This window comes from Idiomarina sp. ST20R2A10 (assembly GCF_051842345.1).
Classification (GTDB): domain Bacteria; phylum Pseudomonadota; class Gammaproteobacteria; order Enterobacterales; family Alteromonadaceae; genus Idiomarina; species Idiomarina loihiensis.
Window position 1 is genome coordinate 528,462 of record NZ_JBNIEY010000001.1, and the last position, 21,973, is coordinate 550,434.

Here is a 21,973-nt window from a genome sequence, read left to right on the forward strand (position 1 = left end):
AACGCTAGCGCAGAGCAATAAAGCTATAAGCCTATAAACTACTTTGCGTTCTGCGTGCCAGTAGAATTCAAGTCAATATCTACGTCATAGTCGATAAATTTAGCCTCCCCCATATACCAAACTTCAAAGGTTTCGGGCTCGCCATAAAAATAGTAAACATCTACCGGTGGCTTGTTCCGACCATGAGCATACACAAAAGACTGCCTCGTTATTTCCTTGAGGTATCCCTTGCTATCCTTAACAAAAACCTCATTCCGGCGACGTTCTTGTTCGTACGCTTTTCTTTTTATCGTTTCGCGCGGCTCAAACTCCGCGTAGTCAATAATGAGTCGGTTACCTTTTAGACTTACGCCTTGCGGCAGTTCGTCTTTAGCATAGCTTTCTTTCGTTAGATTAGGCGCGATAAGCACTGGAAGCGCGGCTTTAAAACGTTCAGGTTTGGTTGTGAACCTTTTTGGATAATAATCAATACTGTGCGCTTTAAAGTCATAAGCAAATTCAATGCTCTCTAAGTCCGTGCTTTCGAGGTTTCCACTTTTCTTTAACTCAACTTCAGCGGCATCCTGCACTGGCTCATTATTTTCATCAAAGAACTTATGACCGGCCATTGCAGATGCCGCCACCCGGTTACCACTTTCAATAAATACATCACTTTGTACATTGGGGTAAAACCACCTTATAACTCCGGGGGTTTCAACATCCTGTCTTTTCGGGTCGTCGAACTCATATCCCCGGAAATGCAGTAATGTCATTAAATCTGAAATTTCTTGTGCATTTAATTCGGTACGGGATGCTGTAACAGGCAGACGATCATTGTAAACAGGAGCCGTTAGCTCAATCTCAGGTATATCGCCCAGGCTGATCTCATAAGTCCGGGAATATGGCAGGTCAAGCACTGGAAGCTCTAACTCACGTTCCACTTTTTGGCTTTCTTCACCGTACACTAATAGCGTTAACAATCCTTTGTCTACTTGTCCGTTAAAGGCCCTGCCTAAGTATATTTTACCAGCGCGCGCCTCTTTACTGTCTTTTTGCCAGGCCTCAAAATCCTTTTTTACAGCTTCTAAATCGATATTTCCCTGTTTAGCCTTTTCTATCACCTCTTCCAGCAGGTCGTTTTCCTGATAAACCTCAGACATAGGCCGACGTCGAGTTGACCGCCAGGCAAGATAATCCCCATTGGCTGTAACGGCCTCAGCAAGAACATCTTCATTCCCAAACAATTTAGCGGGGGCAGTGCCGTCTTCAGTACTAATTTCAACTACGTAATAGTCTTCCCCAAACTCCAGCACGTTAATTAAAAAGCCGTCCCGCTCCAGAGTTTCTCCAACATCTTCAGCGCTGAGTTCAAATGTAATTATCTGTTCTGGCAATTCTGCATAAAACTCTCCCTTTACAGCAACTGGTCTGGGGGACTTCTCATCGCGTGCCTCGGTGAAACAGAATTCTTCACGTGTATCGACAATATCGCCCAATGCCTGCTTATTATTTGCCATATCAGGAAAGCTCGCATATTCAGGGAAGCCCAAGGTATCACCGTTGTCGAAAATCATATTGGTGTATGTCAGACTGTAACGAAACGGAAACTCAAAGCCAGGCTTCAGAGTAAAACCCTGTTCGTTTGAATATTGCATGCAAGAGAGGTGTTTCCAACTGTTTACCGCTACCATACTTTGCAAGTACGCTTCGATCATTGCGTCCCTGTCACTGTATTGGTTGAAATGGAAAAACTCCGGCTGAGTGTATTCAACTTTTTCTATCCCGGCATAAAAGACAAAAACGTCCATCATCCATTGGAAGTTAGACATTTCCTGACCGTACAGTGCACGTCCGAGCTCTTCGTCCTCAAGCCCTTTTAATATTTCAAAACGGGCGTCGTGAAGTTCATCGCGTTGCTGAATTTGCTCGTACACAGTTCGACCCTCCTGCTTAGCTTCCTTGCTTTCTGCACAACCCGCGCTCAGCATTGCGCTGACAAAAGCAACACCCAAAACTTTGTATATATTCACTGTTTCCCTACCTATTTTTTTGGTACATCTTTGTGTGCTACTCGTTTATTTGAAACCACCAGAACAAGTACGGATATTCTTCTAAAGCTTCCGGCGGCGGTTGCTGTAAAAAGCCATGACCCGGATCAAGATCAAGCGCTCCGGTTTCCTGAACAATACCTCTAATTGCCTTAATGGATGCATCCGACTTAGCCTCTTCCAGCTGCGCTTCCTCGTGAAAAGACCATAAATATAAGCCTAATGCGGAATACCACAGGCTGACTAATTCAGGGTTACTCTGCTCTTTTGCCTCAACAATGACTTCTTTTGCCGTATCCTGAATAGCCATTTCCACCGGCGGCAATGCATCGTCGCCCGTAAGCAAGCCTGCTTCGACGAATTTCTGCCAGAGCGGTGAGCCAGCATCGCAATATAGGTAAGGTGGTTCAATGTAGCCGACGGTGGGGTTTGTCTCGCCGTTCCACTTTTCTTCAGGGTGAAGTCCAACAAAAGTAAACTCGCGTACGCTATCGAAAAAGGCTTTATGCGCGGCGTAGTCAGGGTGTTGAGTGAGTTTAAATTGGTAAACAAAGTTGTGTTTCAACAAAGTGTCAATAACACGAAGATGAGTAAAACCAGTATCCCAACATTCCTGAAATTGATAGAGGTTCCAGAATAGCGAGCGCAGTTCCTGGCTCGTCTTTGTTTTCGACTGAGCCAGACAGTTAACCGACGACTCAACCAGGTCTTCAAACTCGTGCATCGACATAAGACATTCCCTTATTAGTAATAGCGCGGCTCTTCACAATACAGCTAACGGAAGAAAACTTACTATGCACCTTCCATTGGCACCGTGTTGTCATTTTGTAAACTGAGTTTACCCAACTTAATACCCAGCTCCAATACAGTTGTGGACACCTTTACAGAAACTTAACCCTAAGTTTCTGCATAACGGCCTGGAGGAACTAACGTATGCGACGAGCGCCCTCGTCCATTCCGGTCACTCTAAACTTCTTTCCAAGTGGTGCCCTGACAACGGGGCTTGATATCAATTCATCACCACAATAAATTCGCATGGGTAAACCAATATGCTCTTTACTCGCGGCTTTCCATTTACTCAGCGCATGGTCGGCCACTTCTATTGTCCATTGAACCGTATTATTGTCGGTAGTTGTATTTAACGAACTAAGGTCAGAACGCTCTAACAGTAAGGTATCCGGGGCTCCCTCACTCTTTGCTGGTAAATATAAGTTAAAATCACAGTACTTTTCTTTGTCCTCTGCGATCGCAGTATCGTCCGCATACGTGAAAGCACTTACCAATAAAGCAAGAACCAGAATGTATTTAAAATTGGTCAAGTTTTGTCCCTGTAACTGAGTCGGTAAAAGGGTTTCCGGCTTTCTAGTTAAGCTTCGCAGATAATGATATTTATTATTTTATCAACGACTTCACCTGTATTACTAACGCCCTGCTCTACATAATACTCCGCATTTAGTAATCTAAACCCCGATTCTTGCAACAAGTTACAGGCAAGTTCTTTATCGTATAGCTCAAAACCATAAGGCACAAAAGGTAAGTCTTTCATAAACGAACTATCGCCAAAAGCGAGGCAAAATAGCCCTTGAGGTTTAAGAACACGTCGAATTTCCGCTAAATGTTCAAGCGGTTTGTCCCAAAAGTAGAGAGTATGAACGGTCAGAATCTTATCGAATACATTACTATCAAAATTGAGTTGAGAGGAATTGCCCTGCTGAAATGTCGCTTGCCCCGAAGTCACTATATCTTCGTTCATGCGTTTCGCTTCGGCAATCATATCTGCTGACCAGTCAACGCCGGTATAGGAGAGGTTATCAGCCCGTTTGATTATGTCAGCAGCAAAAACTCCATTGCCGGGACCAATTTCAAGCAGTGATTCTGAATGTTGTAGGTTTAAAAGGTTTATGCATTTTACGTTCAACTGACCGTTTGCACTGTTCATGTTTAAAGCGACTTCAGCGGCATGCTCTCCACTAGGGTGACGTAGCTGTGAAGCCAGAGTATGTGGATCCATTTTCGGTTACCCATTAACAAATAACATTTTAATTTTTCAAACCAGCAGAAGGCTCTGCTAATTCAGATATACGTTGCCACCTAAAGTACTTTTCATCCGCTAATGCCAACATGGGCATGTCTTCTTCGGTATTACCATAGGCAAATATGGTTTCAAAAGCTGACAAATCGAGGGTACGTTTAATCCCTTTCACCTTATTGCCCAGGCTGCAGTCGCCGAAAACATAACGGCCTGTTAATTTATTGTCTTTAAGCTCCAGTTCACTGCATATGAACTTAATACCCTGAGCCTTACACCAAAACGATAAATATGAATTTAACGATGCTGACACCACATAAATTTCGTCGCCGCGCTCTTTATGCCATTCAATTTTTGCAAGTGCTTCCTCTCTTATAACGCTAGGGAGGTAATGCGTAGCAAATTCTTTCGCTGACTTTAAAATTTCAGACTCACGACGATTCCAGAATACAATTCTGGATAACGCAGGCCTCGTTCGTGAGGCTTTTAAAAGCCCCAGTTTATACAGAATAATAATTGGTGCGGCTAAAATCAGAGCTGCTATAACGCGGTGCTTAGGGGTTGCGTAAAGCAGGAACTTTGTGTAGGTGTCTTGGTTAGTTATTGTGCCGTCAAAGTCAAAGAGAGCTAAGTTCATTGAGTTAGGCTATCCCGAATCCACTTTCATCAATCAATTTTTTGCAGGTTTGGCTCTAAAGCGTTGTAACGATAATCTAAATACCGTTGAAGCAACCACCGCGCAGTTATTATTCGAAGGCTTCATCTAGACTCAGCTCTTTGCTGCTTAGAGTCTTTTCAGACAACTTGACCAACTTAAGTAAAGCCATGATTTCCTGCTGAAACTCGTAATCAGAATATGACTGCACCATATAGGCGGGCTTACCTTTTTTAGTTACCAGTAAGTCTTCTTCTAGCTCAAGCGAGTTAGCATGCTCTTTTAAATAGGTAACCGTTTCCGTTTTCATAACCAACCTTAAAAAGGCTTTTTAAAGACTGTTTCAACTGTAGCAGGTTACGAATTAACCTCAAACCCAAACATTGTTCTTCGCCTTAAGCTGACCACCGGCTTCACCTGTATTGATAACGCCACTTGGTTCAATCAGGAGCACCTGGCATTCGCTCTCGGCAAAGGGTTTATGCTCTACTCCTTTAGGCACCACATACATTTCGCCTTCCGCTAACTGCACAACGTTATCCCTGAACTCAATACCCATTTTTCCCTTGAGTACCAGAAAAACTTCATCAGTATCTTTATGATCGTGCCAGACAAACTCCCCTTTAATTTTAACGACCTTAATTTGATAGTCGTTCATTTCGGCAACCACCCGTGGCGACCAGTGTTCGGAAAACTTACTCAATTTTTCGGCAAAATTAACGACCTTTGATGGCATTGATGTTCCCCTTTTTTGGCTGTTCCATACCTACTCTGTTTCAATTGCGGCAAGAACACTATCAATCACGCGGTCTGGATCGGCTTGTGGGTTAGCCGCTACTGAACGAAACCAGCTTTCATAACCTACTTGGGTCAATGAAACAAACGCCTCGTTCATTCGTTTGCGCACTTCAGTCGGAGAAGCATTCCGAGGCCGCCAAAGCACAACGCCAGTAACCGGTTTTGCGAAAAGCTCTAAGGCTGGTTCAGTTTCTATACGAGACGCGAGCCGCTGCGCTAATTGCATGCAATGCTCAATTTTCTCCGCAATACCCTCTTTACCCCAGGCCATAAGCGTTGCAGCCAGAGGAAGCGCAGTAGAGCCATGAGAGCCCAACAACCCGACATTCGGCACCGCAAGGTACCCTCCGCCGAAGCTCATTGCCTCATGAGCCTCCTTAGACTGCCTAAACATTACAACACCACTCTCTTTAGGTTGAAACAGCCATTTGTGAGCTGACACAGAAACAGAGTCTGCACTCTCAATACCATCCAACAAATTGGAATGTTTAGTTAAACGAAGGGCCCCCGCCCAGGCTGCATCAACATGACGCCATGCAGCATCTGGAAAAGCATTCAAAGGATCTATAGCACCCGCCGCAACAGTCCCGGCGGTTAGTACAACAGCAGTTTTCTCCATATCGATATTCTCTATCGCTTCCGGGCGCAGCTGATGCTGACTGTCCGCGGGTACCTCGTGGAAGTTTAAGTTAAGAAGAGAGGCGGCCTTACGAATACTTAAGTGTGCCATTTCACTCGCAACCACATTATGTACGCCCTTAAGCTCACGTGCCGCCCAAAGTGCTGTAATATTCGCCACTGTCGATCCCGGAACCAGATGCCCACCGTCCATACCAAAAAATTTACTAAGCCAGTGAACGACGGTTTCCTCAAGCTGCCGAGCCCCTTTTCCGGTATCTGTATGTAAAAGGTTCTGGTTACACGACGCAGCCCAGAGCGCACCAACCCAGGACACCCAGGGAGTCGGCGGATCCATATGCGCAAAATAGCCGGGATGATTAAGCCGGGCTGCCGAAGGAAAAAAGCCCTTCGCCAAATGCTCTAAAGCAGCCGAGCCTCCAAGTCCCTCGACCGGAAGCTCTGTCGGCAGATTAAAAGCGGGCTTTTCTGGCGTCACGCCGCGGTCGCCAGCGAGATGCTTTGAAAGTATAGCGAGCGCTTTTTCAAGCTCTTCTGACTGAAATAGAAAATCATCATCTTTCGACATGGAAACCTCCAATTTCGGGCTATGTTTCAACACAAAGTATCAGTTGCCAGTATCCAACATCCAGCTTGTCCGTTAAGATCTTTCCTCTAACAACTCCCGTAACGCCGCAGGAAGCAACTCACGCGACCTTTTGGTAATAGCTTTCTCATGCTTTTGCCAGAGAATGCCTAAGTAAATAATCCCCAGACCAATAGCAGTTAAAGCGGCCGGAAATAGCCAGCTATCCTGGAAAACATCCTGAGCTAAATAACCAAGATAGAAGCAACTTCCAAGGGCTCCAAGCACCACAAATATCCGGCGAACCAGTAATACACCAACACCTATCATCAGAAGGTTTACGCAGAAATAAACAAATTTTGACAGCTCACTGTCTGATTCCATAAAAGATAGGCCGCCCCAAAAAGCCAAAGCACCGAAGATATAAATCCAGAAAGCATAGTCGACGGTATCACGCGCACGAATGTCCACCCAGAATGCAAGACCTATCATTAATAGCCCAGTGTACAAGGATACGAGTTTTCTTAACTCCCAACTGATGTCACCGCCAGCAATCATGACGGCAATATCCATAGTCATATACCAAAGAGTCACAGCTATAGGCATAACTAAAAAAGGATATTTGTACTTCCACGCCATAATGACACCGACAGCCAGGGTGCCCAGCTCCATGTATATCCAGTGCCACTTTATATATCGGTGATACTCACGATAGACAGTTTCGTCGGGCCACACTCCCAACCATTGCTGAAGGCCATAAATAGCCAACGGCGTTAAGCAGACCACAAAGGCGGCACAGATTCCTGCGGGAATAGATAAGCTTTTAGCGGAGAAAACATGAGTAAGCTTTAAGCCAATAGCGGCATAAAGAACGGATATCAGAACAATGCCGACACCACCGAAGGATTCCCACCCCAGGTTCATGAACAGCGTCATTGCGCCAATAGCAATCAGCCCGCCCAGATAATACAGCACATGATTGAACGTAAACTGAGGCTTGTCCTGATGTTGCTCTTTAAAAAACTCAAAAAGAGCGTCGGCTTGCGAAGTAGATATAATGTTTTTATCTGCCGCCTCGCTTAAGTTCTTCCTTGTAATGTTCATACTGTTCCTTCAAATTCAGCGGTGACTTGGTATTCCATCTGCTAGAATATCGCTCACATCTGTATGCATTTCAACATATGGAATCATTGCTATGATTTTATTCGCTATTCTAATTGCACTTCTTGGCCTCGCCTTAACAGTAGGCGGTATTTACCTGCTTACATTGGGTGGCAGCTTCTATTACGCTCTAGCAGGCGTGATTTTACTATTTAATGCCTGGCTTGGTTACAAACGGCATCCGTTAACCCGCACTTTGTTCGCTGTATTCCTGATCCTCACCATGCTGTGGTCATTATGGGAATCTGGGTATGACTGGTGGGCATTAGCACCCCGCATAGGTTTATTTTTGGTGCTTGCCATACCTTTGCTACTTTCCAAAGTGGCAGACAATGGCAGGCGCAAAGTATTGCTCCCCGTTTGGGCCGTTCTCGCGTTAATGACACTGGGCAGCCTTTTCGCGAACCCGCATGACTTATCCGGCAAATTGGATACTCAAGTAGACAGCGAGTCACCTAAACTGGGCAACTCTCCGGAAGGCAGTTGGTACGCTTATGGCCGGACGAATATGGGTCAGCGTTATTCGCCACTGGATAAAATCACCACCGAAAATGTGGGGCAGTTGGAAGAAGCCTGGCGTTACCGCACCGGCGACATGAAAGGGCCTAAAGACGTCGGTGAAACCACCTATGAAGCAACGCCATTGAAAATTGGCGATACACTCTATTTGTGTACACCGCACAATTGGTTAGTGGCACTGGATGCCGACAACGGCTCTAAACGCTGGGTATTTGACGCCAAAGTACCACCGGAAAGCCAGCGCCAGCATCAGACCTGTCGCGGCGTGTCCTATTTGCCACCCAGCTCCGGTGAAGCACCGTCTGCTGAAAAGCTGGATATAGCAGCCGAAACTCTGGCACCAGTTCAGTGTGACGCCGAACTCTTTTTGCCAACTTCTGATGCCCGCTTAATTGCGATTGACCCAACCAGCGGCGCACGTTGTGCAAACTTTGCCGATAACGGTGAACTGGATTTAACCCACAATATGCCCTTCAAACAAGCCGGTTATTATTACTCTACGTCGCCGCCAGTTGTAGCCAATGGCGTAGTGGTGGTTGCAGGCTCCGTAAACGACAACTACGATAAAAACTCACCTTCCGGCGTTATTCGTGCCTATGACGTAAAAACTGGCGAGCTGGTATGGAACTGGGATTCCGGTAACCCGGATGAAACCGCTCCTATTGCCGAAGATGAAGTTTACACTACCAGTTCCCCTAACAGCTGGTCGGTAGCCAGTGCCGATGAAGAGCTGGGTCTTATTTACTTTCCTATGGGGAACCGCACACCCGATCAGCTGGGTTGGTACCGCTCTGAAAATGAAGAGAAATATTCCAGCTCTGTGGTTGCGCTAAGCCTTGAAACCGGACAGGTAGAGTGGGTACAACAATTTGTTCATCATGACCTGTGGGACATGGATACCCCTGCCCAGCCGGTATTGCTCGACTTAGACACCGTAAGCGGAAGACAACCAGCTCTTGTGGTACCCACTAAGCAAGGCGATGTGTATGTGCTGAACCGCGAAACCGGCGAACCTATCTTCCCTATTACCGAAAAATCAGCACCTCAGGGAACGGTGGCTCCAGATAATGCCTCGCCAACACAGCCAATTTCAGCGCTAACCTTCCGTCCACCCACCATGACTGAAAAAGACATGTGGGGAGCGACGCCGCTGGATCAGATGATGTGCCGTATTCAGTTTAAGTCTCTACGCTATGAAGGCCAGTACACACCGCCATCAGAACAAGGTACATTGGTGTATCCGGGTAACTTCGGGGTCTTCAACTGGGGCAGCATTGCAGTAGACCCAAAACGTCAGGTTATGTTCGGTATGCCTTTATACCTGGCCTTCACACAAACGCTGGTTAAAAAAGACGGCTCCGACATGGGTCCGGCCAACCAGGGAGAACAAGGTCTGAACTCAAACGAAGGCGCGCCTTATGCGGTGGATATGAAACCTTTGCTTTCTCCTGCCGGCGTCCCCTGTCAGCAGCCACCATGGGGCTACGTGGCCGGTGTTGACCTGAAAACGGGCGAAACCGTGTATAAGCATAAAAACGGTACTGTTCGTGACCTGACACCGCTCCCGCTGCCAATTAAAATGGGCGTCCCCGGTATTGGTGGCCCTATCATCACCGAAGGTGGTGTGGTCTTTATGGCAGCCGCTGTCGATAACTACCTGCGCGCTTATGACTTATCCACCGGTGAAGAACTTTGGCGTGCTCGTTTGCCAGCTGGCGGACAAGCCACACCAATGACCTATCTGAACAGTCAGGGTGAACAAATGGTGGTTCAGGTAGCCGGTGGTCACGGCTCTATTGGCACCACTATTGGCGATTATGTGATTGCCTATAAACTCAAACGCTAAACAATATAGGCGCGAGTTGTAAGCTAAAGGCTATTTCCAAGGACGAACTCAAGTATTCGCAAACGTTGCCGATACTAAGGCAAACCTACGGAAATAGCCTTTAACCTTCTGGAGAGAGTGCCATGCCCATCTCTTTATACACGAAGACCGCCTCTTCCAGTGTGCCTTCGGTTAGTACTAAGCCGCTCAACACCACAACGAATAGCCAACCTGCGAGCGACAAAACCAGTAGCAGCGCCAGTTTTTATGTTGACCTGTCACCTTTGGTTAAAGAACTTACCTCTGCCTCTGAAAAAGGGGAAAGTTCCCTGCTTTCTAAGAAGGAAAAAATTGACGAAAGTAGCCTTCCCACAGGGCTAAAAGACTTACTAAAACGGATAGCGGAGTACAGAGAAAAGCTTAAGGAGAAACAGCAGGAACTGCGGGACGTTATGAACGATAGTGCCCTGAGCGATGAAGAACGCAAGGCTCGAATAGACGCTCTGCAAAAGGAAATCAGTAGCTATAATACCGCACTTAGCCAGGCCATGCTCCAACTCGGCGAAACGGTTGATCAAATGGACTTAGATGACAAAGCAGTTGCGGAAGTGATGTCCTTGGTTATGTCGTAATGAAAATCCTCACTTTTTGATCTGCATTTGCGAAACTTAACCGCCGCGTATGTACTCTAATTGAAGTGCAATCTTCAAATAGGAGTACGTTATGTCTATACAAAATAAAGTAGCTTTAGTGACTGGAGCTGGTCAGGGAATTGGGCGCGCTATAGCTTTGCGATTGGCAAAAGATGGTGCCGACATTGCCATTGTGGACCTAAACGAAGACAAGATGAATGAAGTCTCCCGAGAAGTAGAAGCATTAAACCGGAAAGCAACAACATTCAAAGCTGATGTAAGTGACCGGGAGCAGGTTTACGCTGCCATTGATCACGCTGAAAAAACGCTTGGTGGTTTCGACATCATGGTGAACAACGCCGGTATTGCACAAGTTCAGGCGATTGCGGATGTCACTCAAGAAGAATTAGATAAAATTCAGAAAATTAATGTTGATGGTACCCTTTGGGGCATTCAGGCAGCAGCGAAGAAGTTTATTGAGCGCAAACAAAAAGGCAAAATTATCAATGCCTCCTCTATCGCGGGTCATAACGGTTTTGCATTATTGGGTGTTTACTCATCAACTAAGTTTGCCGTGCGCGCGTTAACTCAAGCCGCAGCCCTGGAATATGCAAGCCAGGGTATTACGGTAAATGCCTACTGCCCCGGAGTCGTTGGCACCGATATGTGGGTTGAAATTGACAAACGCTTTGCTGAACTTACTGATGCGCCCGTAGGCGAGACATATAAAAAGTATGTTGATGGCATTGCTCTTGGCCGCGCGCAAACACCAGAGGATGTAGCAAGTTTTGTATCTTATCTGGCTGGCCCCGATTCTGACTACATGACGGGTCAGGCTCCGTTAATTGATGGCGGTATCGTTTTTCGTTAAGAGAGTCATCGTATTCCACATACCGATGAATCGCTAAATTTCCGGTATTTGCTGGTGCTTATTTGCAATGCACCAGCTTACTGCCGGGATTAAACAGCTTCCAGGAGAACCAATATTCATCGGAAATAGCTACAGGAACCAGGTTCGATTCTATTTCGCCTTTTATAAACTTACCGCGAACATCCCACACCGTTCCGCTTTTAGTGTCGCAAAGCGTGCTGTTAGCACCGGGTTCAATGCTCACCGGCTTTTCCTCGACTGAGCTTTTAAAACCAAGAACTGAGCCGTTCACAGCGACAAGCACAACACCTAACTCTTCGTTGTTAACCACGCCCTGCTTTAGTAACTCGCCTTTAAGGTACACAACCTGCGGGTTAGCGATTTTATCGGTAATGCCCACCACATGCGTTCGGGGCGAAAAGGTATTATCCCGGTTTTTTTGATGACAGTCCTGGGGTCAAACCATTCGCTATAACCTTTTTCCAAAGGCCCTTAACGGGAAGCTCAAACGCTTTAAAGTCCTGCTTTGTTACTCTCACGACCTTAGGACAGGGGTTCAGCTTTTTCACCTCACTCCAGGTTAAAACCTGAAACGGGATCATTGTTAGTGTATACGGGTGTAACTTGCCAATAACCGATTCACAACTGGCTTGCTGAAAAAAGGTTTTAGTTTTCTTGTCAGCCACAATCATATTCGCGTTTTTAAACGAGCCGACAAACAAAGGGCCAATATCGGTGACATCGAAAGGAATAATACTGTGGCACATAGCGCAATAAGTTAATGCTACCAGTCTGTCATCGAAACGATCATTAATAATATGGTGATGTATTACATAGTCTAGCGGGTAAGCCTTAGTAACACCATCGCACTCAATAACAGCCAGCTCCATGTTGTCCTGAAGAGAAAGCTTCAGCGGCTCATCTGCCATGGCGGGGAAATCAACCGCTTTAAACGCATTCTCCTGATGCATTCGATGCGCTAATACAACGGCCAACGCCATTAGGATAAGAGGAGGAAACGTCCATAAAGGCAGCTCGTCAATTTGCCAGCTCATTAGCAAAGTACCGATAACACCAGCAACCAGCACAGCCCAGGTAAAAGGCTTTCGAATAAAGTAATGGTAATACGACCACTGAACAGGAAACGACTGGATAAGCGTCATATATACGGCAGCAGCGCTCACTGCCAGAGACAAAATTGCGAATGCATAAAAGATAAATACCATAACGGTCTCTCAGTTAAAGCAAAAAAGCGGCGCATGCGATTACCGAAGTAAACATCATCTCATTAAATAAAGCCATAGCGGCAATAGCTCACCTTAAATACAATTGATAATAGTTATCATTAACATTATAGTAACCTCTCTACACTTTACACAGGTGAGGATATAAAGGTGATAACTCAGCATTTAAAAAAATCCCCTCTTCACTTAGCGGTATTACTGGGCATAGGCGCAGCCTCAGCTGCTTTGCCGTCTTACGCTCAGGACGAAAGCAGCAAAAGCGAAGAAATGGAAAGAATTGAAATTAAAAACTCTTACACAACACGTGTTATGAATTATTCCACCGGGCTTAACCTCTCACTTAGAGAAACCCCGCAGTCAATGACCGTAATTACCCAACAGCAGATTGACGATTTAGCAATAACAGAAATTGCTCAGGCACTCCGATACACCACCGGCATTAACGTCAACCGAGCCGAAACAGATCGCATTTTTCCGACCGCACGCGGGTTCTCTATTGATAACGTGCAATTTGACGGTGCTAATGTGCGCGGTGCTTACGGTGGTGTTGAAGGCGACTTTCTCTCTGACATGGCCGTTTATGAGCGTGTAGAAGTGATTCGGGGCGCTGCAGGTCTACTACAGGGGGCGGGCAATCCATCAGCCGCTATCAATTTAATTCGTAAAAAACCAACGGAAGACCTCCGCTCTTCTATTAACATTAAAGCCGGTCGATGGGATTTAACCCGAGCGGAAGCCGATGTCTCGTCAAGTCTTGGTTTTGACGACAAGTTAAGGGGACGCTTTGTTGCGGCTTATCAGGATGCCGGTTCTTACATGGACAGTGTAGAGCGTGATAAAACGATTCTTTACGGTATTCTGGAAGCTGACATAACGCCCTATACCGAAGTCAATTTCGGTGTCGACTACCAGAAACATCATGTTGATGGAATAAGTTACGGTGAGCCCGTACCTTTATATTACAACGACGGTACACGTACTGATCTCCCCCGCTCCAGCAATACCGGAAGCGACTGGACGTATCGTGATCGCGACCGCAACATTACTTTTGCCTCACTGGAGCATCGTTTTGCCAACTTTTGGCAATTTGATTTCTACGCCAGCCATATTGACGGACACTACGACGACAAAAGAATGTATGTAACCGGATTTCTTGATCGGGACACTGGCCTCGGACTTGGAGCCAGCCCCAGCTCGACCAGAGGTGACTGGAACCAATATACTCTGGACTTTAGACTAAGCAAAGCGGATTTTACAGTGGTGCGCAATTTGACCTAGCGGAGCCTTTGTCACTAATTGTAGGGCTTCGCACCAGTTCATGGTCACATGAAGAGTACAATTACACTCCTGAGGCTATGAGTTCCCCTGTCACCGCGGTGGATGAATCTGACTCGGGTGTTATTACTCCGTACGTAGGCATTGTTTATGATATTAATGATCATTTCTCCACCTACGCCAGCCTGACCGATATCTACAACATTCAAACTCAAAAAGATCGGTATGGTAATTTGCTTGACCCTGTGCACGGCGAAAACTATGAAATAGGTCTGAAAGGCGAATTCTTTAACCAACGACTGAACTTCTCTACTGCAGTATTCCAGGTTAAGCAGCGAAATGTTGCGGTTCCGGATATTGAAGTGATTGTCGCTGGCCAACCAGAGCAACGCTATAAAGCAGAAGACGGTGTTGAAACCAAAGGTTATGAAGCTGAGCTTTCTGGCGAGCTAATGACCGGCCTTCAAATTTACGCCGGTTATACACATCGGGTAGCCCGCAACAATGACGGCGAAAAAGTCAGCCGGCAGGCGCCTGAAGACATGGTAAGAATAACCAGTTCTTATAGCTTTGCAGAGAATTTGTCGGGGCTTACTCTGGGTGGTGGGCTTCGCTGGCAAAGTGAAGTATTCCCTTCAAGAAACCAAGGTGTGGGCCCTAATGGTGAAATCCCCCGTCAGGAAAGTTATACGGTTGCCGACCTGTTTGCCCGCTATCAGATCTCTGACAGCCTTACTGCGTCATTAAATATTAACAACCTTTTTGATAAGAGTTACTTTGAAAGTGTCGGCGTGTACAACTACGGCTCTTATGGCGAACCACGTAATATCAGTGCCAGTGTGCGCTGGGACTTCTAAGGTATTGCCCTTTCATGATCTAAAAAATCGATATAGCCCTGCTACTACGTATGATAGCGGGGCTATATGCAGACTCTCTGGTGTGCTGATTTTATCTTTACGCCAAATTATTGATTCAGATCAAGCTATTCGGCGAAACAAAGGAACACAATAATAGAATATAAATTCACTGACAGAAAAGGCTAATGCCATGAGCAGTACTTTTTATATTCCAGCGGTCAATATTATTGGCGAGAACGCCCTTAAAGATGCGGCTACGCAAATGGACAACTATGGCTTTAAACAAGCCTTGATAGTCACCGACCCCGGCATGACCAAACTGGGCGTTACTGCCGAAATCGAAGCCCTGCTCAAAGAGCATGGAATAGACAGCCTAATTTACGATGGCGTACAACCCAACCCGACAGTAACGAACGTGAAAGCCGGGTTAGATGTTCTGCAGAAACATCAATGCGATTGTGTTATTTCACTAGGTGGAGGTTCAGCTCACGACTGCGCCAAAGGTATAGCCCTGGTTGCCACTAATGGCGGGCATATTAGTGACTATGAAGGCGTTGATGTCTCGAAAAAGCCACAACTGCCACTCATTAGTATTAATACCACCGCAGGCACAGCGTCCGAAATGACCCGCTTTTGCATCATTACCGATCCGGAACGCCATATTAAAATGGCAATTGTCGACCAAAATGTGACACCAATTCTGTCGGTTAACGACCCAAGGTTAATGGTCGGTATGCCTGCCAGCTTGACTGCAGCAACAGGCATGGATGCGCTGACCCATGCCGTTGAAGCCTATGTATCTACCGACGCTACGCCGATTACCGATGCCTGTGCCATAAAAGCCATAGAGATTATCCGGGACAATCTGCACGAAGCGGTTCATAACGGAGCGAATATGGAAGCTCGTGAGCAAATGGCTTACGCACAGTTCCTGGCGGGTATGGCGTTTAACAATGCGTCTCTGGGTTATGTACATGCCATGGCGCACCAACTCGGCGGATTCTACGACTTGCCGCACGGTGTCTGCAACGCGGTTTTATTGCCTCATGTGCAACGCTACAACAGTCAGGTTGTCGCACCGCGCCTGAAAGACATTGGTAAAGCACTGGGCGCAGAAGTACAGGGATTAACAGACAAAGAAGGGGCTGACGCTGCTATTGCCGCCATTGTAAAACTATCTCAAAGCGTCAATATTCCGGCTGGTTTGGAAGAATTAGGGGCAAAAGAAGAGGACTTTAATACATTGGCAGACAATGCCATGAAAGACGCTTGTGGCCTGACTAATCCAATTCAACCCAGTCACGAAGACGTTGTTACTATTTTTAAAGCGGCTTTTTAACCGGAGTCTTTTAAGCTTAGCCGTCCGACATCGGACATAGCTAAAGTTTATTGTACTGTGCTGACAAAATCCTATACCTGCGGCTACATTAATGTAGCCGCGAATACGCTGATGTATCATATCCAGCAACGGTAGTCCCATTCATAGGCATAGTTTGTTCCTCTGTTTCCTTGTACGTAAACATGAGTTGTCGCAACTTGCAGCCTTCGCGAAGCATAGCTATAGCGGCCGGATGATCTGACGAAAGCGTATTCTGTAACTGCTGAAAATTGTGTAATGCCCGACTTAACAGAGAAACGCAGCAATTCACGCGATTTTGACGATTATATGTCTCAGACAGATTCTGCACCGCAATTGACAAGCAAATAATAACCTCGCCAGCCTGCTCATGCTGGTTTTTCAGGATATCACTCAAATGTCCTCGTAACAGAAGAATACTATTCATGTAGTAATGATTGGCATTTTGCCATTGTCCCTGCTCAAACTCATAATTCCCCATACGCTGTAACATTTTCCAATTCTGTATCAGTTCCATAATAACCTCCTGCGTTACTCATCAGCATGCCTTGCAATTTAATTAAATGATAATGATTACCGTTAACTTCAAATTAATCAGGAGTAAACTATGTGCTTTAAATTACCTGCGTTACCCTACAACTACGATGCACTTGAGCCTCATGTCGATGCCATGACAATGGAAATTCACCATCAGCGACATCACCAGACCTATGTCAACGGTCTGAACCAGGCACTGGCCGAAACCCGTTACGAAAAATGGGACTTATCTGAACTGTTACGACAAATTGAGAGTATACCTAGTAATATGCAGTCTGCTGTGCGTAATCATGGTGGTGGCCATGCTAACCACTCATTGTTCTGGCAAGTTATGTCACCTCAGGGCGGTGGCGAACCCACGAGCAATCTGGCTAAAGCCATAGAGACCGACATTGGCGGCTTTAAGGCCTTTCAGGAACAATTCACTCAGGCTGCGGTCAGTCGGTTTGGTAGCGGCTGGGCCTGGTTAGTGATTAATGCCAACGGACAACTTGAAATAACCAGTACAGCGAATCAAGATAGTCCATTAATGGATGGACTGACTCCCATACTCGAGCTGGATGTTTGGGAACACGCTTACTATTTAAAATATCAGAACAAACGTGCAGACTATATTGCAGCATTTTATGAAGTGATTCACTGGCCGGAAGTTGCCAGGCGTTTTGAGGAACATGAATGAAGGTAATGGAATTATTTCAACCGGGTTGGCGTCTTGGAAGCAAGCTACTCGGTTGGTTCGTCCTGGTTTTGGGCGCAGGCTATGGTTTATATCAGCTCATTCTGTTAATGCAGAATCAGGACCATGTACGCTACGCGTTTTATGCCGGAATGGTAGCGGCTGGAGCCACGGCTGCGGGTACCCTTCCCGCTCTTTTCTCTCGTGGATTATCAACTCGTTTACATGCTGCAATATTGGGGTTTGGCGGCGGAGTTATGCTGGCAGCCAGCATTTTTTCTCTCATTGTACCGGCGTTAGATCTATTTGAAGTAGCGACACAAACCGCTTGGCATGCGCCGCTAAAAGTGTCTGCGGCTATACTTTTGGGCTCTTTTTTAATGATGGCTCTGGAGCGCAGTGTCCCACATGAGCACTTTATTAAAGGTACTGAAGGACGCCAGGCACTGATATTGAAGCGCAGTTGGTTGTTTGTTTTTGCAATTATTCTGCACAATATTCCTGAAGGGTTGGCAATAGGCGTAGCTTACGCCGGCGATGACACAGTCGGAGCGTCCACTCTGGCAACCGGTATTTCTGTGCAAGACATACCTGAGGGCTTTGTCGTAGCCATGGCTCTATTGGCCGCAGGTTATAGCCGTAAGATAGCAATTGGTGTCGGGATGTTATCCGGTTTGGTGGAGCCATTAATGGCTGTTATTGGCGCCATTGCATTAAGCAACTCAGCTGTGCTGCCCTGGGGGCTGGCTATGGCCGCGGGTGCTATGTTATTCGTCATCAGTCATGAAATGATTCCCGAGTCACACAAACAAGGCCACGAAATGTCTGCAACGAATGGTCTGATGCTGGGTTTCGTGCTGATGTTTGTGCTGGATACAGCCTTGGGTAGTTAGCGCTCAGCTTAACTACCTGAAGCGAATTCGCATTTTCTTTTAAATAAGTAACAGTTTCCGTTTTCATAGCATTTTTCACAAAGCTTATTTATCAAGTAACCACATGACAAAGGCGTACAAGTTGGTAAAAAGGTAAAAAGCACACAGACACAGTGTCACAAAATAAACTGAAAACAGCACCACTTTGGGTACTACTTCCCTGACTAGCCACAGGAAGCCTGATGCGGCTAGCCAACAAGGCAATGCCGCGGTCAATGCTAAAATCACAACTTGCATATACTCGTGGCGATACTCCGCAGCGGAGTTAGCGTAATACCCGAATGTGTACTTGCCTGCGACTCCGAGAAAAAAGAGTCCGCCTGCGGCAGCCAAAACAGCCAGAATCATCCATATCTTCGAGAGCATAAGTTATTCCTTTAACTATAATAGTTAACATTACCAGTAACTAAGGTTACCTACTTTTTCGAGAGACTGCAGTGGCCTTTACATTGTTGGAGTGAATGGTTAGCGGCTTCCTCATTATGTATCCGTTTTTCCTATCCACTTTTGAATCGTCGTAGGTTCATAACTGGCGAATCGATCGAGCAGCGTTTCGGGAGCAGAATCTACAAGCAACATTGAGCGGTGCGGCTGTTTGACGAACTGTTCTGCTACGGCATGATCAAAAAATGCAGTTAACGAATCAAAGTAGCCTTCTATATTGAGCAAGCCGCAAGGTTTTTTATGGAATCCAAGCTGAGCCCATGTCCAAATTTCAAAAATCTCCTCAAGAGTCCCTATCCCTCCGGGCATAGCAATAAACCCGTCCGACAGATCAGCCATCAAGGTTTTGCGTTCATGCATAGATTGCGTTACGTGCAGCTCGGTCAGGTTTGGGTGCGCAACTTCTTTCCGCACCAATGCTTCGGGAATGACGCCAACGGCCTCTCCTCCAAGTTGCAACACAGTATCGGCAATCAGCCCCATAATACCAACACTCGCGCCACCATAAACAAGCTTTAGGTTTCGGTTTACAAGTGTTCTTGCAAGATCACGGGCCGCTCTGGAGTAGGCTTCCTGTCGACCGGGATTTGAACCACAATATATACAGATGCTCTTCATGGCGTTACTCGTTCGCTAGAAAAAAGCGTGGGAAGTCCAGAAACCTCTGCGGCGGCAGGAAACGATAAAGTTAAAAGTGCCAGGCCAGCCAATACGCTTCTGAATAACATTATTTCTCTATCGGCATTCATAGCTATCGGCGGAAGCCTCATCGCCCCCAGTATAATGCGGGTACTCCGGATAGCTGCAAAGCTTGGTGCTGGCGGGTTCCGGCTTTTTGCGTGAGGCGGTAACATTTCCCGGCGCGTCGTCATTTTCCACCCAGTCGACGACCACACTCAGCAGATCAAAGGAATCGTAGGTATTGGCCCCGCCAGCGCAATGACCCATGCCCGGTACGAAATAGAACCGGCTGGCATCGCCCCAGTTTTCATTGGCACTATCAGCCCGCTGATAAAATCCGAGCGTGTCATAGGCGGAGAACCAGGCATCGCTGACCCCGTGATAGAAAAGGATCTTCCCACCGCGATCGAGAAAGGTCGAAAAGTTAGTCCAGCCGTAGCTATCAGTGCGCCCCTGCATCGGGTCATTGCGCAGCCGCGCATCTTCGGCATCAATATCGAGCTCGGTCTGGCCTGCGCTGGCACCGGGCGAGAAAAAGTTCTCACCAGGAATAAAGGTCATACCGCCCTCAATCATGCCGGTATCGACGGGAAAGGCGGGATAGATCTCGTAACCAGCGCTATTAGCGAGGGGCGCAAATGCTTTGTTAATCGCATCCGCCTGCTCCTGTGAGATACACGCGTCATCGTCCCCCGCCTGACAAACGAGCCGGCCGGGATCGAAGTCGCAGCCCTGAACATTGGCAACCACTCCGTTCTCAAGGCCATCCAGACTGTCGCATTGCGCCAGAAGCCCGTCATGTACCGTGCGCCGTTCAGCCGGTGAAAAGGCACTGCCAACTTGCGGATTCCCTTCCTCGTCACGCGGTGCTATCTCGTTAAAGGCCGCAACAGCCTTACGCAGAGCGAAATTTGAATGTCCCGTGCGCATAGCCGGTGCGCCGACAACGGCGCCGTCAAACAGCATGGGGTAGCGCTGCGCGGCAAGCATGCTTTCACGCCCGCCGGTAGAGCAGCCTGAAATATAGGTATGATGTGCCGCCTGCCCGTAATAAGCCTTCGCAATGTCTTTCCCCAGTTGGGTAACCTTGGCCACGGACTGCCCGGCAAAATCAAGCGCGCCTTGCTGATCGGCCATAAAGGACGCGTCGAAACCGCCCTTGCCCTTGTGCCCACCATCGGTAGATATCACCGCAAAACCACGCGCCAGAGCTGGCGTGTCGCCGGCGGCGTTGCCGCCAAGCGGAGGGTGCACTGTGCCATTCAGTCCTCCACCGCCCTGGAACAGAAAACGACCATTCCAGTTTGCAGGCATTGCCAACGCGAAACCTAAACCATAGGTTTTACCGTCCGCGCCCTCACGTTCATTGCTCATGCCTTCAACATAACAATGATCGGGAAGCTCCACCGTCGTGTTATCGGGACCGCCTCCGAAGCTGAATGAACCGGCCGATTTCATCTCTGCACTGGTGATTTCAGTGTTCGCTATTTCAAACTCAGTCAATGCCGCACAGGACATTTCAGTCTCCGTGGCATCGCCACCGAAAGCATTATTTGCTCCACATCCCCCGACAGCAAGCGCAGCCAGTGCAATCATTAATCGATTCATTGTTTTCATCCTTTTTTATTTCTGCCTCAACGACTGGGGCAAGTTAGCTATCCATATGTACTTCCAGCGACGGGCTTAGTTATGCATCAAGTTCAGACCAGACAGCATACTCATTTCCATTTGGATCGGTGAAGTGAAATCTCCGGCCGCCTGGGAAGTCGAAGATATTCTGAACCACCGTTCCTCCTGATGAGGTGACCTTCTTAACCGTTGCCTCTAGCTCTGAGCTATAAAGAACAACCAGTACACTACCATTTTCGGGAGACGAAACTTTGTCAGACTTGTAAAAGCCCCCGTCAATTCCGGCATTCTCAATCGCCATATACTCTGGGCCATAGTCGATAAATGACCACCCAAAAGCCGAAGCGAAGAACCCCTTTGTTGCATCAAGATCTCTTGAGGGAATCTCGACATAATTGATTTTACCCGTTTCTTTCATGACGTTCTCCTGCGTGGCCTATGGATAGCAGATTGATCGCTCATGCAGCCAGTTTAGCTACAATTTTCGGATATTTAGGAATAAAAAAGCGCGTCCTATCGCAAGCTCAAGTCCCCCAATGACGTAGATAATCTGCAGTCCCAGCGACCGCAGGCTCCGAATGTTCTGCATTGATACGTTTAAAATGCATAAAAGTACACCG

General features: G+C 47.0%; 24 protein-coding genes. 8 read left to right on the plus strand and 16 right to left on the minus strand.

Annotated features, from left to right (window positions below; genetic code table 11):
* Positions 1-38: 38 nt before the first annotated feature.
* The 9 genes from ACP7H9_RS02580 to ACP7H9_RS02620 form a co-directional block, all read right to left on the minus strand.
* The gene (locus ACP7H9_RS02580; protein WP_114981434.1) at positions 39-2,009 is read right to left on the minus strand and encodes a hypothetical protein; all 1,971 of its coding nucleotides are present in this window, start codon (positions 2,007-2,009) and stop codon (positions 39-41) included.
* 37 nt (positions 2,010-2,046) lie between these two features.
* Positions 2,047-2,757 (minus strand): hypothetical protein, encoded by a 711-nt coding sequence (locus ACP7H9_RS02585; RefSeq protein ID WP_114981436.1) that lies wholly within the window; start codon positions 2,755-2,757, stop codon positions 2,047-2,049.
* A 196-nt stretch (positions 2,758-2,953) separates the two neighbouring features.
* Positions 2,954-3,346, minus strand: coding sequence for a SecDF P1 head subdomain-containing protein (locus ACP7H9_RS02590; protein ID WP_110014063.1), 393 nt, complete (start codon positions 3,344-3,346; stop codon positions 2,954-2,956).
* Positions 3,347-3,393: 47 nt separating this feature from the next.
* Entirely contained in the window at positions 3,394-4,038 is a 645-nt protein-coding gene (locus ACP7H9_RS02595) for a class I SAM-dependent methyltransferase (RefSeq protein WP_114981438.1), read from the minus strand.
* Positions 4,039-4,066: 28 nt separating this feature from the next.
* Complete coding sequence (locus ACP7H9_RS02600; RefSeq protein ID WP_114981440.1) at positions 4,067-4,693, minus strand: HAD-IB family phosphatase; 627 nt, start codon at positions 4,691-4,693, stop codon at positions 4,067-4,069.
* A gap of 109 nt (positions 4,694-4,802) precedes the next feature.
* Entirely contained in the window at positions 4,803-5,021 is a 219-nt protein-coding gene (locus ACP7H9_RS02605; protein ID WP_114981441.1) for a type II toxin-antitoxin system Phd/YefM family antitoxin, read from the minus strand.
* 60 nt (positions 5,022-5,081) lie between these two features.
* Positions 5,082-5,447 (minus strand): cupin domain-containing protein, encoded by a 366-nt coding sequence (locus ACP7H9_RS02610; RefSeq protein ID WP_114981443.1) that lies wholly within the window; start codon positions 5,445-5,447, stop codon positions 5,082-5,084.
* A 30-nt stretch (positions 5,448-5,477) separates the two neighbouring features.
* Positions 5,478-6,716 carry a pyridoxal phosphate-dependent decarboxylase family protein gene (locus ACP7H9_RS02615; protein ID WP_114981445.1) on the minus strand — a complete coding sequence of 413 codons (1,239 nt, stop codon included), beginning with the start codon at positions 6,714-6,716 and terminating at the stop codon, positions 5,478-5,480.
* A 72-nt stretch (positions 6,717-6,788) separates the two neighbouring features.
* Complete coding sequence (locus tag ACP7H9_RS02620; protein WP_114981447.1) at positions 6,789-7,817, minus strand: DUF2157 domain-containing protein; 1,029 nt, start codon at positions 7,815-7,817, stop codon at positions 6,789-6,791.
* A gap of 91 nt (positions 7,818-7,908) precedes the next feature.
* Between ACP7H9_RS02620 and ACP7H9_RS02625 the strand changes: the two genes are divergently transcribed.
* The 3 genes from ACP7H9_RS02625 to ACP7H9_RS02635 all read left to right on the plus strand — a co-directional run bounded on the left by ACP7H9_RS02625 (position 7,909) and on the right by ACP7H9_RS02635 (position 11,721).
* Positions 7,909-10,239: a glucose/quinate/shikimate family membrane-bound PQQ-dependent dehydrogenase gene (locus tag ACP7H9_RS02625; RefSeq protein WP_114981449.1), complete on the plus strand. Its 2,331-nt coding sequence runs from the start codon at positions 7,909-7,911 to the stop codon at positions 10,237-10,239.
* A 122-nt stretch (positions 10,240-10,361) separates the two neighbouring features.
* The gene (locus tag ACP7H9_RS02630) at positions 10,362-10,850 is read left to right on the plus strand and encodes a hypothetical protein (protein WP_011234042.1); all 489 of its coding nucleotides are present in this window, start codon (positions 10,362-10,364) and stop codon (positions 10,848-10,850) included.
* 91 nt (positions 10,851-10,941) lie between these two features.
* Complete coding sequence (locus ACP7H9_RS02635; RefSeq protein ID WP_011234043.1) at positions 10,942-11,721, plus strand: acetoin reductase; 780 nt, start codon at positions 10,942-10,944, stop codon at positions 11,719-11,721.
* Positions 11,722-11,779: 58 nt separating this feature from the next.
* Here ACP7H9_RS02635 and ACP7H9_RS02640 read toward each other — a convergent pair whose 3' ends face one another.
* Positions 11,780-12,124 carry a DUF3179 domain-containing (seleno)protein gene (locus ACP7H9_RS02640; RefSeq protein WP_208107274.1) on the minus strand — a complete coding sequence of 115 codons (345 nt, stop codon included), beginning with the start codon at positions 12,122-12,124 and terminating at the stop codon, positions 11,780-11,782.
* Between the two features lie 22 nt (positions 12,125-12,146).
* Positions 12,147-12,947: a DUF3179 domain-containing (seleno)protein gene (locus tag ACP7H9_RS02645; RefSeq protein WP_011234045.1), complete on the minus strand. Its 801-nt coding sequence runs from the start codon at positions 12,945-12,947 to the stop codon at positions 12,147-12,149.
* 168 nt (positions 12,948-13,115) lie between these two features.
* On the opposite strand from ACP7H9_RS02645, the gene ACP7H9_RS02650 reads away from it, so the two are divergent.
* The 3 genes from ACP7H9_RS02650 (at position 13,116) to yiaY (ending at position 16,436) form a co-directional block, all read left to right on the plus strand.
* Complete coding sequence (locus tag ACP7H9_RS02650) at positions 13,116-14,243, plus strand: TonB-dependent siderophore receptor (RefSeq protein ID WP_227016303.1); 1,128 nt, start codon at positions 13,116-13,118, stop codon at positions 14,241-14,243.
* Between the two features lie 8 nt (positions 14,244-14,251).
* Complete coding sequence (locus ACP7H9_RS02655) at positions 14,252-15,097, plus strand: TonB-dependent siderophore receptor (protein ID WP_439222148.1); 846 nt, start codon at positions 14,252-14,254, stop codon at positions 15,095-15,097.
* A 190-nt stretch (positions 15,098-15,287) separates the two neighbouring features.
* Positions 15,288-16,436, plus strand: coding sequence for an L-threonine dehydrogenase (gene yiaY, locus ACP7H9_RS02660; RefSeq protein ID WP_034820542.1), 1,149 nt, complete (start codon positions 15,288-15,290; stop codon positions 16,434-16,436).
* An 88-nt stretch (positions 16,437-16,524) separates the two neighbouring features.
* Here yiaY and ACP7H9_RS02665 read toward each other — a convergent pair whose 3' ends face one another.
* A complete protein-coding gene (locus ACP7H9_RS02665; RefSeq protein WP_034820539.1) occupies positions 16,525-16,971 on the minus strand; it encodes a hypothetical protein in 447 nt (148 codons plus the stop codon).
* Between the two features lie 90 nt (positions 16,972-17,061).
* Here ACP7H9_RS02665 and ACP7H9_RS02670 point away from each other — a divergent pair, with 90 nt between their 5' ends.
* Together ACP7H9_RS02670 and ACP7H9_RS02675 are read left to right on the plus strand one after the other, a co-directional pair.
* Positions 17,062-17,670, plus strand: a complete 609-nt coding sequence (locus tag ACP7H9_RS02670; RefSeq protein WP_439222149.1) for a superoxide dismutase — start codon at positions 17,062-17,064, stop codon at positions 17,668-17,670.
* Positions 17,667-18,560, plus strand: a complete 894-nt coding sequence (locus ACP7H9_RS02675) for a ZIP family metal transporter (protein ID WP_439222150.1) — start codon at positions 17,667-17,669, stop codon at positions 18,558-18,560. The genes ACP7H9_RS02670 and ACP7H9_RS02675 overlap by 4 nt, the downstream gene beginning before the upstream one ends.
* 84 nt (positions 18,561-18,644) lie before the next feature.
* Here the strand turns inward: ACP7H9_RS02675 and ACP7H9_RS02680 are convergent, their stop codons facing one another.
* The 4 genes from ACP7H9_RS02680 to ACP7H9_RS02695 all read right to left on the minus strand — a co-directional run bounded on the left by ACP7H9_RS02680 (position 18,645) and on the right by ACP7H9_RS02695 (position 21,771).
* Positions 18,645-18,965 (minus strand): hypothetical protein, encoded by a 321-nt coding sequence (locus ACP7H9_RS02680; RefSeq protein WP_439222151.1) that lies wholly within the window; start codon positions 18,963-18,965, stop codon positions 18,645-18,647.
* A gap of 114 nt (positions 18,966-19,079) precedes the next feature.
* Positions 19,080-19,661 (minus strand): TIGR00730 family Rossman fold protein, encoded by a 582-nt coding sequence (locus ACP7H9_RS02685; RefSeq protein WP_439222152.1) that lies wholly within the window; start codon positions 19,659-19,661, stop codon positions 19,080-19,082.
* Between the two features lie 117 nt (positions 19,662-19,778).
* Complete coding sequence (locus tag ACP7H9_RS02690) at positions 19,779-21,332, minus strand: tannase/feruloyl esterase family alpha/beta hydrolase (protein ID WP_439222153.1); 1,554 nt, start codon at positions 21,330-21,332, stop codon at positions 19,779-19,781.
* Between the two features lie 79 nt (positions 21,333-21,411).
* Entirely contained in the window at positions 21,412-21,771 is a 360-nt protein-coding gene (locus tag ACP7H9_RS02695) for a VOC family protein (protein WP_439222154.1), read from the minus strand.
* Positions 21,772-21,973 lie beyond the last annotated feature (202 nt).

Coding starts and splice junctions, on each gene's coding strand:
- ACP7H9_RS02585 (WP_114981436.1), bottom strand. CDS start 2,757: ATGTCGATGCACGAGTTTGAAGACCTGGTTGAGTCGTCGGTTAACTGT.
- ACP7H9_RS02595 (WP_114981438.1), bottom strand. CDS start 4,038: ATGGATCCACATACTCTGGCTTCACAGCTACGTCACCCTAGTGGAGAG.
- ACP7H9_RS02600 (WP_114981440.1), bottom strand. CDS start 4,693: ATGAACTTAGCTCTCTTTGACTTTGACGGCACAATAACTAACCAAGAC.
- ACP7H9_RS02605 (WP_114981441.1), bottom strand. CDS start 5,021: ATGAAAACGGAAACGGTTACCTATTTAAAAGAGCATGCTAACTCGCTT.
- ACP7H9_RS02610 (WP_114981443.1), bottom strand. CDS start 5,447: ATGCCATCAAAGGTCGTTAATTTTGCCGAAAAATTGAGTAAGTTTTCC.
- ACP7H9_RS02615 (WP_114981445.1), bottom strand. CDS start 6,716: ATGTCGAAAGATGATGATTTTCTATTTCAGTCAGAAGAGCTTGAAAAA.
- ACP7H9_RS02620 (WP_114981447.1), bottom strand. CDS start 7,817: ATGAACATTACAAGGAAGAACTTAAGCGAGGCGGCAGATAAAAACATT.
- ACP7H9_RS02625 (WP_114981449.1), top strand. CDS start 7,909: ATGATTTTATTCGCTATTCTAATTGCACTTCTTGGCCTCGCCTTAACA.
- ACP7H9_RS02630 (WP_011234042.1), top strand. CDS start 10,362: ATGCCCATCTCTTTATACACGAAGACCGCCTCTTCCAGTGTGCCTTCG.
- ACP7H9_RS02635 (WP_011234043.1), top strand. CDS start 10,942: ATGTCTATACAAAATAAAGTAGCTTTAGTGACTGGAGCTGGTCAGGGA.
- ACP7H9_RS02645 (WP_011234045.1), bottom strand. CDS start 12,947: ATGGTATTTATCTTTTATGCATTCGCAATTTTGTCTCTGGCAGTGAGC.
- yiaY (WP_034820542.1), top strand. CDS start 15,288: ATGAGCAGTACTTTTTATATTCCAGCGGTCAATATTATTGGCGAGAAC.
- ACP7H9_RS02665 (WP_034820539.1), bottom strand. CDS start 16,971: ATGGAACTGATACAGAATTGGAAAATGTTACAGCGTATGGGGAATTAT.
- ACP7H9_RS02670 (WP_439222149.1), top strand. CDS start 17,062: ATGTGCTTTAAATTACCTGCGTTACCCTACAACTACGATGCACTTGAG.
- ACP7H9_RS02675 (WP_439222150.1), top strand. CDS start 17,667: ATGAAGGTAATGGAATTATTTCAACCGGGTTGGCGTCTTGGAAGCAAG.
- ACP7H9_RS02680 (WP_439222151.1), bottom strand. CDS start 18,965: ATGCTCTCGAAGATATGGATGATTCTGGCTGTTTTGGCTGCCGCAGGC.
- ACP7H9_RS02685 (WP_439222152.1), bottom strand. CDS start 19,661: ATGAAGAGCATCTGTATATATTGTGGTTCAAATCCCGGTCGACAGGAA.
- ACP7H9_RS02690 (WP_439222153.1), bottom strand. CDS start 21,332: ATGAATCGATTAATGATTGCACTGGCTGCGCTTGCTGTCGGGGGATGT.
- ACP7H9_RS02695 (WP_439222154.1), bottom strand. CDS start 21,771: ATGAAAGAAACGGGTAAAATCAATTATGTCGAGATTCCCTCAAGAGAT.